Source organism: Amygdalobacter indicium (assembly GCF_029101545.1).
In the GTDB taxonomy this organism is placed as follows: Bacteria; Bacillota; Clostridia; order Saccharofermentanales; family Fastidiosipilaceae; genus Amygdalobacter; species Amygdalobacter indicium.
The window spans coordinates 1,295,732-1,309,033 of record NZ_CP118866.1 but is presented as its reverse complement, the minus strand read 5'-3'; the positions used below and the strand labels follow the sequence as shown (position 1 = coordinate 1,309,033).

The following is a 13,302-nucleotide window of genomic DNA, read 5'->3' as shown; positions in this document are numbered from 1 at the left end:
ACTTTACATTTGTCATATGTTATAATCTTCTATGACTAGATGAATGTTTGTTTTTAGAAAGGACAAATTGCCATGATGTTAAAGAATAAAGCCATCAAGTTATTGGCTGCTTTCAGCGCTTTGACAATCGGTTTAACTGCTTGCAGCAGCGCTACCGGAAAACCGGCTGACAGTCAGAAGAAGGATAGCGGAAAACCGGCCAAGACGAGTGAGTTGGTCATTTATTCCAACACGGTACAGGACGGCCGTGATGCCTGGTTGACAGAAAAAGCTAAGGCGATGGGAATTGATTTGAAGTTTGTGAAAGTTCCCGGCGGTGAGGTTTACAATCGTCTGGTAGCTGAGAAAAAAGCACCGCAGGCTGATATTGCTCTGGGTATGGATGAAGGTTATTTCACCAAGTTGGCCGACCAGGGACTGTTGGAAAAATATGAGCCGAAGTGGTTGAAAGATATTCCGAAAGAATATGTTCAGGGTAACGGCTTGTTCTCGCCGGTTTTGGAAGTGCGTATTTATTTAATGTATAATCCGAAATATATCAAGGATGCGCCCAAGGACTGGGATGATTTGATTAACAATGAAAAGTTCGTGAAAAAATATCGTCTGTCGCAGGCTATCAGCGGCGGTACGGATCAGAAGGCTGCGATGAGTATTCTTTTGAAGTATCGTGATGATAAGAGCAAGAACGGTATTTCCGATGAGGGCTGGAATCAGTTGAAGAAGTTCTACGAGCACGGTTATATGCCGCCTAAGGGTGAGGATTATGTGAAGAACTTTGCAACGGGTAAGGTGCCCATCATGTATTTCTTCTCCACTGCTGTACCGAAATCGGAGAAAAAGTTCGATTTCAAGGCTGTTCCTATTAATCCGAAAGAGGGCGTTTTCTCGGTTTGTGAGCAAATCGGTATCGTCAATAAAGGTAAGGATCATGATTACAGCAAGGCCAAGCAGTTTGTTGACTGGTTCGGCAGTGCTGAGGCTCAGAAAGAGTGGACGGCGAAGTTCGGTACTTTCCCGGTCAATCCGAAGGCGCAGGAAGCTGCCGATCCGAGATTGCAGGAGATTATGAAGGCTACCAAGCCGATGAAAGTTGACTGGAAGTTCATCAATCAACACATTGATGAATGGGTCGAAAAGGTTGAATTGGAAATTTTGAAGTAATTCAGTAAGACCAAAACGGGGAAGAATTTTCTTCCCCTTTGTTTTAATAAGGTGCAATTATGTTGAAAATTAAGGATCTGCGCATTAATTACGGTCAGTTTGTCGCCGTCGACAATTTGAATATCACGGTGAATAAGGGCGAATTTTTTACTTTTCTCGGACCGTCAGGCTGTGGTAAAACAACTACTTTGAGGGCGATTGCCGGTTTTATTAATCCGAGTAACGGCCGGATTTTTATTAATGATGAGGATATTACGGGTGTTCCGGTTGAGAGACGCGGCTTAGGCATGGTTTTTCAGTCGTATGCGTTGTTTCCGACGATGACGGTTTTTGACAATATTGCTTACGGTTTGACTGTTGATAAGATGCCCAAAAGTAAGATTAATGAGCGGGTGCTGGAGTTGGCGACGCTGGTTGATTTGGCGGAAAATCAGTTGAAACGCAATGTTTCGGAGCTTTCCGGCGGGCAGCAGCAAAGGGTGGCGATTGCCCGGGCTTTGGCGCGTAAGCCGTCGGTGGTGCTTTTTGATGAGCCTTTGTCGAATTTGGATGCGAAGTTGCGGAAGCAGTTGCGCTCGGAGCTTAAGGCTATTCAGCGGGAAGCGGGGATGACGGCTATATATGTGACGCACGATCAGGAAGAGGCGTTGGAGCTGTCGGATCATATTGCTGTTTTTAATAACGGGTTTATTGAGCAGGTGGGGACGCCGGAGGAGATTTATGATCATTCGGCTACCGAGTTTGTTTGTACGTTTATCGGTGATTCCAATCTTTTGCCGCCGGCGCTGATGGAGAAGATTAATGAGCAAAGCGGATCGAAGTTCGATTTGAGTAAGCGGCATTATATTCGCCCGGAGAAAATTAAAGTTTATCAGCTGCCTGACGGGAAGAAGTGTGTTAAGTTGCCGGCTGTGGTGCTGGCGGAAGTTTATCAGGGGACGTTCAGTACGGTTTATCTTGATGTTTACGGGCAAAAGTTGAAGATGATTAATAAAAAAGACGGTAATTTCAGTTTTAAGGTTCAGGATCGGATTGAAGTGTATATTAATCTCGAGCATATTTTGGAGTATGAGGAGAAGAAGCAATGAGCGGCATGAGCGACATTATCCAAGGTAAACGTCGGCAGTTGGGGCAAGCAATTTTTTTAATTGCCGTTATTTGGTTTGCTGTTGCTTTTATGATTTATCCTTTGTGGGGCGTTCTGGTGCAGACGTTTTATGTTAACGGTCAGTTTTCCTGGCGGGCGTTCGGCAAGATTATGACTTCGCAAAGGGCTTTGAAGTCGATTGAAAATTCGTTTGTTTTGGCTGTTGTTCTTACTTTTACGGTTAATTTCGTCGGGACGTTTTTGGTTCTGATTACGGAGTATTTCGATTTGAAAGGCGCGAAAATTTTGCGCTTGGGTTATATTTCGACTTTGGCTTTTTCCGGTTTGTTGATTGCTAACGGTTGGATTAATCTTTACGGGCAGGAAGGCGTGATTACCACTTATTTGGCGCGTCTGTTTCCGTCTTTGAATCGCGGTTGGTTCGTCGGTTTCCCGGCGGTTTTGTTGGTGATGACATTTTCTTTTACTTCCAATCATTTGATTTTTCTTTCAAGTGCAATTAGGGAAGTGGATAATAATACAATTGATGCGGCCAAGAATTTGGGGGCCGGTCAGTGGAAGATTTTGCGGCAGGTGGTTTTGCCGACGCTGAAGCCGGTGTTTTTGACTTTGATTGTTATGACGTTTGCTATCGGTCTGGGTGCTTTTTCGGCGCCGTTGATGGTCGGCGGGAAAGAGTTTCAGACGATTGCACCGATGATTTTGACTTTTTCGGGGCGGCCGGCGTCGCGCGATATTGCTGCGTTGTTGTCCGTGATTTTGGGTGTTTCGCAGATGATTCTGCTTTTTTCGTTGACTTTGAATGAGCGGAAGGGCAATTATTTATCGACGGCCAAGACGAAGACGCGCTTGGTGAAACAGAAAATCAACAATCCTTATTTAAGGGTTTTGACTAATGTGATTGCTTGGATTTTGTTCGCTATTTATACGATGCCGATGTTTTTCGTCGTGCTCTTTTCTTTCCAGGATACTAAAGCGATTGCGGAGCAGAAGTTTTCTTTTGCGCACTTTACGTTGGCGCACTATATTAAGATTTTAAGTGATGTTAAAGGTTATGTGCCGTTGTTGCGGAGTATTTGTTATGCCGGTATTGCGGCGGTGGCGTCGGTTTTGTTTATGCTGTTGTTGGTGCGCTGGATTATGAGACAGAAGCAGAATGCTTTTGCGCAGACAATTGAGTATATTTATTATATTCCGTGGCTGGTGCCGACGATTATGATTGCTTTAGGCTATATTTTGGCTTATGACCATGCCAGCCCGCTGCTTTTGGGGCAAATGGTTGTGGGGCAGCAGTGGATTGTGCCGGTTGCTTATTTAGTGATTTTGTTGCCGAAAACGTTGCGTTATTTGAAGAGTGCTTATTATTCTTTCGATCATAATTTGGAAGATGCGTCCCGAAATTTGGGAGCTTCGAGTTTTCGGACTTTCAGGCGGATTATTCTGCCGGCGTTGATGCCGGTGGTTCTGGCTTTGATTGCTTTGAATTTTACTTTGAATTTGGCCGAGTATAATATGTCGACTTTCCTGTATCAGCCTAATCAGGAGACTATCGGTATTTTGATTCGTTCCAATTCCGATCCGGCAGCGACGGTTGATGCCAGAGCGATAAACCTTGTGTATTCCGTTATTTTGGTGGTTTTTAACGTGATTATTCTCTATCTTGTATACGGACGAGGTTCGAAGAAACAGCTGCAAAAAGGCGGCGTAACGGAGTTTTAGAGGCTGGCCGCATTCGGCTGCGATGTAAGATGCGATGTAAAATTAAAACCGCTTTTCTCAAGCAAGTGCAGGAGAAGGCGGTTCTTTTTTTTAGAAGCGAGACGGCCAATTGCTACTGTTCAGTACGGGCAATCAGGTGCCGTAGCAAGTGACAACGGCCGGCGATAACAGCCGGAAACAGCGCAAGCGACACCTACCGGAGCCGGATAATTATTCGTTCGCTTTGGCAGCTTTGGCCAATTGTGCCTGTAAATTGCTGATTTTCTCAGCCGGCAAAAGGCCCGCTAAACAACCATAAAGGGCGGAACGACCGTTTAACTTCGGTAAGGTGATATATGTTGCTGCCGGCGGCAACGGCAGATAATTGCCGGCATAGGCCGTGAAACGCTCCTGCACTTGAGGCAAAAGCGCGGGATTTTGCATGACGCCGCCGCCCAGACAAATTCTTTCCGGGCGCAAAACAACAGTGTACGTCAGCAGTGCCTGCGCCAAATAATCGGCGATATAGGACCAAACGACATGATTGGTTCCCAGCTCCGTCGCCTGACAGCCGTAACGGTGCATAATAGCCGGACCTGAGGCCATCCCTTCCAAACAGTTGTGATGATAGGGACAGCAGCCGGCAAAATCGTCGCCCGGACAAGGTTTAACCAAAACATGCCCCATCTCCGGATGACTTACACCTTTGAAGATGTTGCCGTCCTGCACAAAACCGCCGCCAACCCCGGTGCCTACCGTTAAATATAAGGTCGAGCGGGAACCTTCACCGCGACCGAAATAATATTCACCTAAAGCGGCGAAATTCACATCCGTATCGAAAATCAAACTGTCAATCGGCAGCTGTTCGGCCAAGTTCGGCACAATCGGACAATTGCGCCAGGCAACTTTCGGGGTGTCGGTTATATAGCCGTAAGTCGGCAAATCACGATTCAATTCCAAAGGTCCGAAGCAGGCCAAACTCAGACCGTGCAATTTAACCTTACGAAAATAATTATAAATTTGCGGCAAAGTCAAATCCGGCGTTTGAGTCGGTATAGTTGTAATATTGTGTAAATTTCCTTGCGCATCCGCCTGCGCCAAAACGAACTTTGTGCCGCCGGCTTCAATTAATCCGTACATAGTAGTACCTCCGTGAAAGCTGAAATGAGCCTTTACAGCGTCATTTTAGCATAAAAATCAAGATTTAAGCGTCGATGCGGGAGCTTCACCTTTTGCCGGCAAAGACTGCAGCATTTTGTCATAAAGATATTCATAGAAAGGCGGGACACGGAGAAATTCCGCTGTCATGTAAGCCAAAAGACTGACTAAAACCAGACAGAGCATATAAGCCAAAGCCCCGCCGCTGATTTCCCAAACCAGAATAATCGCTGTTAAAGGTGTTCTGACGATGGCGGCAAAGTGTCCGCACATGCCTAAAAGGACGAAGAAAAAAATCATGCTGTTGTCAATCTGCCCCAAGTTTGCCAGTAAAGTGCCGTAAATGTTTCCTAAAAGGGCGCCGCTGACCAAGAGTGGAACCAGGGTGCCACCGGGGACGTTAATGCCGAAAGCCAAGGCCAAAAGCAGCAGTTTCATGAGGTAAAAGTAGATTAAAGTTGTCAAGCCGACATTTTCTTTTAACGAATATTCCAACATATTCTCGCCGACGCCGAACAGCCGCGGGTCGCAAAGAATCAGGAGAGCGATTAAGGTGAAAGGCAGGACGAATTGCCGGGGCAGGTAGCGATAAAGGAAATTGCTGTTAAGAATCAAGAAGTTGAACAGGCAACCTGAAAGCCCGGCCAAAATACCGATGAGAGCGACGATGAAATATTGCCGCAAACTCAAAAGCTGAAATTTCGGCACAGCTTGCAGCAGCGGCACATTCGGCAGCAGACAGTCGGAGGCGATGACGGCGAAGAACACGGTGACGATACTGCCGCAAACAGCTTTTTTGTTGAAGCGTTTAATCATTTCTTCCAAGCTGAAACAAATACCGGCGAAAGGCGCGTTGAAAGCGACGGCCAAAGCGGCCCCTGCTCCTGCCCCTATGAAATAACGCGGTTCGGCTTCTTTGGCATAAAGTTCGCGGACGCCTTGCCCGACCAGGCCGCCCATTTGCACTGAAGGGCCTTCACGTCCCAAAGTTAAACCGGAGCCGACAGTCAGTAAACTGGTGATAAAGCGCAGCGGCAGGGTGCGTTGCCATTTGTTCTTTTTTTTGCGGTCAATTAAGGCGTAAAGGACGGGGATGCCCGAGCCTAAGCTGTCAGGGTCATGTAAGGTCAACATGTAGACAATTAAGCCGATAAGTAGCAAGGCTAAGACAAAGAGCCAGGAATATAAAGGATTGTTCTGCGTAAAAGTCAAAAGTTGTCGCATTAGGCCGCTTAAAATTTTCAAGCCCGATTTGTAAGCAGTTATTATCAGGCCGGTGAGGATACCGGTTAAAGCGAACAAACACAATTCGCCCCATGTGAGTATTTCATCTTGTTTCATAAGTTTCATTGTCATTCTCCGCAACAGAATACCCGGAAATGACGTTCCCGGGCACAAAATACATATTCATTATAATTTATTTGTCAATGTTTTACAGGTAACTTGTGCTTGACTTGCAGCAGTGCCGATTCATGCGCCAAGACCATGATCAGCAGGAAGAAAGCGAGAAAATAAGGGAAAACTTTGCTTGTGCAATAATTGGCAATTAAGCCGAAAAGCGGAGGCATCAAAGTACTGCCGATATAGGCGCAGCCCATCTGGATACCGATAAGCGCCTGGGATTTGTCCGCGCCGAAATTGGCCGGGGTAGAGTGAATTACAGAAGGGTAAATCGGAGCGCAGCCGAAGCCGAGAATAGTCAAGCCGATTAAGGCGATTTGGCCGTTATTTGTTGTTGCCAGAATGACAAGAGCGACGGCAATCAGCCCCTGTCCCCAACGAATCAACGACGCATCTTTCAGTTTGAAGGCGATGAAGCCGCTTATAAGCCGGCCGCAAGTGATGCCGAGGAAAAATCTGTTAGCGTATTGCGCGGCTAAAGCGGCGTCAAGTTGGCAATGTAAGACCAGATAGCTGCTGCCCCACAAGGCGGCGGAATGCTCCAGGGCACTGTAACAGAAGAACGTCAGTAAAACTGCCTTGGCGCCGGGTAAACGCCACAAATCTTTGAAGCCGAAAGTCCGAGAGCAGGCGGCGGAAGTGCTAGGCTGCTTACAGGCAGTTTGCCCGGATGCGTGTTTTTTCCATAAAGGTAAGGTCAAAAGGAGGCAAAGGCAAAGCAGTGTCTGGATAGAGCCGACGATAAGATAGCCGTCGTTCCAAGGTAAGTTTTTATGCAAAGCAAAACCCAGTATATACGGTCCCAAAGAGGCCCCGACGCCCCACATGCAGTGCAGCCAGCTCATATGGGAGCTGCGGTAGTGTAAGGCGACATAGTTGTTCAAAGAGGCGTCCACGCTGCCGGCACCTAAGCCGTAAGGTAAAGCGAAGAGGGCAAGCAGATAGTAATTGTGGCTCAAGCCGAAACCGAAAAGAGCAACGGCTGTCAGGAATACACTTATTGTCGTGATTTTACCGGTGCCGAATTTCCGGGTTAAGCGGTCGCTTTGAAAACTGGAAATGATTGTGCAGGCGGAGATAATCATGGCGATTATGCCGGCATAAGATACAGGGACGGCAAATTCTTTGTACATTAAAGGCCAGGCTGCGCCTAATAAGGCATCGGGTAGACCAAGGCTGATGAAGGCCAGATAGATGATGAATAAGAGAATAAAAGCCATATCGACTGAATTTCCCACTTTCCTGTTCTTTACAGCAGAATTATAGCAGAATTGCAGCAGGCGGCCGTGCCCTTGGGCGAGATGCTGTTTCCGGCGCCGCTTTAGCGGGCGAGCGGGGAAATAAGTGCAACTTGCTGAAAAATTGTATTTCGGTTCCGGCTTGGCTCCATTTATATCACACTTTTACAATTTGTTAATAAATAAACTGCTTGCAAAGATAGAATGGTCGTATATGTAACAAATTTAATAATTACAAAGGAGCGGATGCTGATGTTTATTAGGCGTGCGTTGGCTGTTTCTTTAAGCTTACTTTTTGTTCTTTCGTTGTTTTTCCCGTTAAAAACGGTTATGGCCGCTTCTTCTGTCGCTCCGGCTCCTGCGCCGCCGGCGGTTGTGCCGCAGGTTGGGCCAAGTGCTGATAACAAGCAGCCGGGTGCGAATGGTGGTAAGCAGACAAGTACGCCGCCTCCTGTGCCAAGTGACGATAATAAGCAGCCAAGTGCGCCGCCTGCTGTGCCTAGTGACGATAATAAGCAGCCGAGTGTGCCACCATCACCGGCCGGGCCTAAAGCAGAGGCAGGGCTTAGCCAAGAACCGAAGCAAGCTGTGTCGCCTGAGGCAGAGCAGAAAAAGCCGGAAGCACAGCAGCCAAGTGTTGCCGCTCCGCCTGTAGCCAATGAAGAAAAAAAGAACGATTCGAGTGAGGCTAAGGTAAAGGTGCCCTCGAAGGTCCAAGCTGCCGGGGCGGCTTTAGCGGATGATGATTTGCCGCCGTGGCGGGAGAAGCTTGATGAGGAAGCTGTGATGCAGATGGCCGGCTGTGAGGCCATAGCCGATCATGAGCACAAGCAGATAATTATTCGGCCGAAGAACGGGGCGAAAGAGGGGGTTATTACTTCATTTCCTAGCCCTTATTCGAGTGGTATATCTCCAGGTGATTTTACTGATAAATTTTGCCAAAAGGTTTTAAATGACGCGATGGCTATGTTGGAAGTCATTAGCTCTACAGAAGGTTATACGCTTAAATTTGAAAAAAGAATTTATTTTTACGGGATGCTTACGCCATATGCGGATCAAGGATTTAAATTTAATTTTTTAAATTGCAATCCTACTGGCTACATGCATTCTATAGATGAAATACCTGTTATGATAGATCTAGAAATACCAAAATACGGACACTTTATTAAAGACCGTTACAAAGTTAAAGGAGGAGGTTCTACCTTAGCGTCTCTAGGAAATATTGCTGATGTTAATGCAAAATTCTTAAGCAATTTAGATTCTTTTTTGCCGAATAGTAAAAATATTAAAGATATCAGCCCCCTGGCAAAATTAAAGTGTTCAAAAAATTTATCAATGTGGGAGGCTTTTAAGTATATGAAAGCTCTTACCGGCTATGCGGATTTCAGCAATTTTCAGGCAGGAACTGATAAATATATTAGAGCAATGGCCGGTATGTTTGAAGGTGCGGGCACGGATGATTTCGTGCTTAATTTCAGCAATAAGAAGTTGTTTTATAAAAGCGGTAAATTATTCTCTAGTTGCTTTGTAGGGCGGGCTTTTAAAGACTTTAAGGGCGTTTTAATAGCTAATAACTGGGAACATGAAAAAACTTATGAATGGGTGGGTAGTAGGACCGGAAAGAAAAAAATAAAGACAGTAAATTCCCTTTTATTTAATCAGCGTTCTGAGTTCCGCAGTCCGGATCAGCTCTTCGGCGTAAAGAAAAAAGATGCCGAAAAAGGCTATAGCCTGAGCAGTCTGGTCGTAACGGACAACCCTGAGCTCCTTAAAATCAAAAAGAATTCCAAGTATTACAAAAAAATCACCATATCTTACTTGGACCAAAAAGAAGAACTGGAACTGCCGGCAATATACGATTCCCGCATCACGGCAACAGGAGCTTGCGACCAAAATCAACCGGCTTCCGCCGATTACATGAAAATTGTTAAATATCAGGTGGATGAGGCGATTCGCGCCAAAGTGGCGGAAATCAAGCGAAAGTGCGGCTTACCCGATAATTTCCCCTTAGAGGCCGTGCCGACTAAGGCGATCAGCTCCACACCTACGTCCTTATTTCAGGAATATCGTCTACCTATTAAAATTAATGAATTAATGGTTTCCCCGCAGAAACAAGTCGTATGCGAGAATGCGCCGATTGAAAAAATTAACATCAACTTTATTTATGCCGACAATAAAAAATTGCAGCGTTTCCACCTGGATAAGGCAGCACTCGAGCAGCAGTTACCGCAGGGGCTTAAACTGCTTGCAGCCGGCAACAACTTGCTTAACAGCGCTTGGCTGCACTTTTTCCCGTTAGCCGTAGGCTTCAACGGCTCACCGCTTTTACAAGTATTAACACAGCCTGTAGCTACTATCAGCGGCACGATCCAATGCGATGACAGCAAGGTAACGAAGAAGAAAGTCGACGGCAAAGAAGAATATTACGTTTATCTGACAATAAGCGGCACGGCAGAATATGCAGACGGCAGCTCCGGCGTATTAACCCAAAAGGCTGAAATTCAGGTCCTTCCTAATATCCCGGTCGGCAACAAACCGGAAACAAGCTCGACTTTAAGTGCCTACTTAATATTGGCGGGCGCCTTGAGCGTGATACTTACAGGCCGCAGCTTAGCGAAAAAATAAAGAAACAAAGGCAATGAGGAACACAGCAGAAAAAGCCGCCGGATAACCAAGCCCTCGAAACGAGGGCCGGCCGCCCTTGCCCTCAAAGCCTTCAAATTACTTAAACAATCTTAGTCGTATAATCCTCGATATTCCAAACCTTAGAAACAATATCGTTATAAAACTCAGGCTCGTGCGACACCAGAATCACCGTCCCCTTATAAGCCTGCAAAGCCCGCTTGAGCTCCTCTTTCGCCGCCACATCCAAATGATTGGTCGGCTCATCCAGAAACAACAAATTAAACGGCCGATACATAATCTTCGCCAACCGCACCTTCGCCTTTTCCCCGCCGCTTAAAGCGAACATCATCGTTTCAATATGATTTTTCGTCAAACCGCAGGCGGCCAGCATCCCGCGCACCTCCTGATTGGAAGCGTGCGGATAAACGGCCCAAAGCTCGTCCAAAGCACTGTTTTCGTTCCCGTTATCTTCCTGCGCGAAAAAACCCGGCTGACAGAACTGGTCCATTTCCACCGTTCCGCTCAAAGGCGCAAGGTCCCCGGCCAGCGTGCGCAAAAGTGTCGTCTTCCCCAGACCGTTAGTCCCTTTAACAGCAATCTTCTCATTCCGCTCAATTTGTAAATTCAAAGGCTTAGTCAGCGGCGTGGTATAGCCGATAACCAAATCCTGCAACTTAAGCACAACTTTTCCCGGCGTTCGGGCCGACTGAAAATTAAACACCGGCTTAATTTGCTCTTTCGGTTTATCCACCAAAGCCATCTTATCCAACTTCTTCTGCCGCGATTGCGCCATATTGCGGGTAGAAATTCGCGCTTTATTGCGAGCTATAAAATCTTTCAGCTGACTGATTTCCTTTTGCTGGCGGACATACGCCTGCTCCTGCTTCGCCTGCTCCAGCGCCGAAAGACGCAGAAAATTATCATAGTCGCCGACATAGCGCTTAAATTGCCCCTGATTGACGTGATAAATAACATTGACGACAGCGTTGAGAAAGGGGACATCATGGGAAACAAGAATAAAAGCATGCGGATAATTCTGCAAAAAAGAAGTCAACCAGGCGACATGTTCCTCATCCAGGAAGTTGGTCGGCTCGTCCAAAATCAGAATCTTAGGATTTTGCAGCAACAATTTGGCCAGAAGAACTTTGGTCCGCTGCCCGCCGCTTAATTCGGCAATTTTGTGCTCAAGCCCCAAGCTGCTGAGCCCCAAACCGTTAGCCACCTCTTTAATTTTAGCATCAAGCGTATAAAAGCCGCTATGTTCCAAAGTTTCCTGAATTTCGCCGACATCTTGTAAAAGCCGCTCCAATTCCGCTCCGGAAGTTTCCGCCATCAGCTCATAATCGTGCAGCATTTCCTTTTCCAGAGCGTAAAAATCGCTGAAAGCGGAGGCCAGGACGTCATTAATTGTCTGTTCTCCGTCCAAGAGGGCGTATTGGTCCAGGTAACCTCTGGTAATACGATTGCACCAGGTGATTTTGCCCGCATCCGGCAGCGCTTGGCCGGTAATAATGTTGAGAAAGGTACTTTTGCCTTCGCCGTTGGCCCCGACTAAAGCGACGTGTTCGCCATTCAGGAGACGAAAAGATACGTTGTCCAATATTGTTCTGCCGGCGAAAGACATGCTGACATCGCTGACTTGTAAAATGCTCATAAATTACCTCTTGTATACTTGTTGCTCTTGCTGCTGCTATTGCTGACTTGCCGGCGCACGCACGCCAAGCGGCTGCAAATAATTAGTAATATTAACATCCTGCAGTGATTTTTGCATTAAGCGCGGGAGCGGGAGGGGGAGGCTTAAGTAGTACCACGCTCGATAATTTGTGGAAGAGTAGTATATGTCTGCAATAATTGCGCGGGATTTTTGATTTTATGAATCAGCATGGAGGCTGCTTGTTTCCCTAATTCGTACAAATCAATTTCTATTACACTCGGGGTCGGGACAATTAATTGTGAATATGGATAGTCATCAAAAGTCAAAACGGCAACATCATTCGGCATCGTAAGCTTCAAATCATTGAGACAAGTGATTACGGCATAGGCAATTAAGCTGTTGTTGCAAACAATTGCATCGGGCTTTTTCCGACTTTGCATTAATTGCATAGTGCAAGAGTAAATGCTCTGTACATTCGGCTTATTATAAATAATTTGGCTGGACTTATTATCATTATATTGCAGCAAAGCCTGCTTGAAGCCTTGAATACGTTCATCGCTGATTTTATCGCCAAGCATTCCGCCCATGAAGCATAAGGCGTGATAACCTTTGTGCTTGAGAAAATTAACAGCCTTGGCTACACTGTGGCGATGATTGGTATCTATCCATGACAGCATACTGTCAAATTCCAGTTTGCCTATACAGACAGCCGGCAAATCATAACGTAAAATAATTTTTTCGATTTTCGGGTTCATACAGGCACTATTAATTAATATACCGTCAAATTGTTTAATTGCTAATTGGGCTTCCAAAATTTGATTGACAGTCTTCTTGCTTGCCAAATTTACCAAAGAAATACGATAATTTTTATTTTGCAGCTTGTTTTCAGCGCCGAGCAGAATGTTGAACATATGCGGATTTTCAAAAGGAATATTACGGATAAATTTGTCTAAATAAGCTATGTCATGTGTTTTGCTTTGAGCTAAATTTCTGGCAGTAGAATTAGCCTGATAGTTATATCTTTTAATTACATCCTGCACATGCCGACGAGTTTGCGGAGCAACATATAGTTTGTTATTCAATACTTTGCTGACCGTAGAAATAGATACCCCTGCCAATTGCGCAATATCTTTTATTGTCATACGAAAAACCGCCATTTCTATTATCTTTTATTCGGAAAACGTTTTTATAAATTGTGCATGTTGTTATATTGCATAATTTGTACCGATTTTCTAAGATGAATGTATAGATAATTATAT

Annotated in this window: 9 protein-coding genes; 4 read left to right on the top strand and 5 right to left on the bottom strand. The window is 45.8% G+C overall.

Annotated elements, in window-relative coordinates:
* Nucleotides 1-72: 72 nt before the first annotated feature.
* Genes PYS60_RS05515 through PYS60_RS05505 form a run of 3 tightly spaced genes read left to right on the top strand, consistent with a single transcriptional unit; the run spans nucleotide 73 to nucleotide 3,988 of the window.
* Nucleotides 73-1,161 (top strand): extracellular solute-binding protein, encoded by a 1,089-nt coding sequence (locus PYS60_RS05515; RefSeq protein ID WP_315568318.1) that lies wholly within the window; start codon nucleotides 73-75, stop codon nucleotides 1,159-1,161.
* A gap of 59 nt (nucleotides 1,162-1,220) precedes the next feature.
* On the top strand, nucleotides 1,221-2,249 hold the full coding sequence (locus PYS60_RS05510; protein ID WP_315568316.1) for an ABC transporter ATP-binding protein: 1,029 nt from the start codon (nucleotides 1,221-1,223) through the stop codon (nucleotides 2,247-2,249).
* A complete protein-coding gene (locus tag PYS60_RS05505; RefSeq protein ID WP_315568314.1) occupies nucleotides 2,246-3,988 on the top strand; it encodes an ABC transporter permease in 1,743 nt (580 codons plus the stop codon). The genes PYS60_RS05510 and PYS60_RS05505 overlap by 4 nt, the downstream gene beginning before the upstream one ends.
* Before the next feature lie 210 nt (nucleotides 3,989-4,198).
* Here PYS60_RS05505 and PYS60_RS05500 read toward each other — a convergent pair whose 3' ends face one another.
* From PYS60_RS05500 to PYS60_RS05490, 3 genes are all read right to left on the bottom strand, one after another.
* Complete coding sequence (locus tag PYS60_RS05500) at nucleotides 4,199-5,107, bottom strand: ROK family protein (protein WP_315568313.1); 909 nt, start codon at nucleotides 5,105-5,107, stop codon at nucleotides 4,199-4,201.
* 57 nt (nucleotides 5,108-5,164) lie between these two features.
* Entirely contained in the window at nucleotides 5,165-6,475 is a 1,311-nt protein-coding gene (locus PYS60_RS05495) for a ClC family H(+)/Cl(-) exchange transporter (RefSeq protein ID WP_315568311.1), read from the bottom strand.
* Nucleotides 6,476-6,549: 74 nt separating this feature from the next.
* Nucleotides 6,550-7,746 carry an MFS transporter gene (locus tag PYS60_RS05490; RefSeq protein ID WP_315568309.1) on the bottom strand — a complete coding sequence of 399 codons (1,197 nt, stop codon included), beginning with the start codon at nucleotides 7,744-7,746 and terminating at the stop codon, nucleotides 6,550-6,552.
* 270 nt (nucleotides 7,747-8,016) lie between these two features.
* Here PYS60_RS05490 and PYS60_RS05485 point away from each other — a divergent pair, with 270 nt between their 5' ends.
* Nucleotides 8,017-10,389 (top strand): hypothetical protein, encoded by a 2,373-nt coding sequence (locus tag PYS60_RS05485; RefSeq protein ID WP_315568308.1) that lies wholly within the window; start codon nucleotides 8,017-8,019, stop codon nucleotides 10,387-10,389.
* A gap of 100 nt (nucleotides 10,390-10,489) precedes the next feature.
* Here PYS60_RS05485 and PYS60_RS05480 read toward each other — a convergent pair whose 3' ends face one another.
* Nucleotides 10,490-12,043, bottom strand: coding sequence for an ABC-F family ATP-binding cassette domain-containing protein (locus tag PYS60_RS05480; RefSeq protein WP_315568306.1), 1,554 nt, complete (start codon nucleotides 12,041-12,043; stop codon nucleotides 10,490-10,492).
* A gap of 143 nt (nucleotides 12,044-12,186) precedes the next feature.
* Nucleotides 12,187-13,185: a LacI family DNA-binding transcriptional regulator gene (locus PYS60_RS05475; RefSeq protein ID WP_315568305.1), complete on the bottom strand. Its 999-nt coding sequence runs from the start codon at nucleotides 13,183-13,185 to the stop codon at nucleotides 12,187-12,189.
* Between the last annotated feature and the right edge of the window lie 117 nt (nucleotides 13,186-13,302).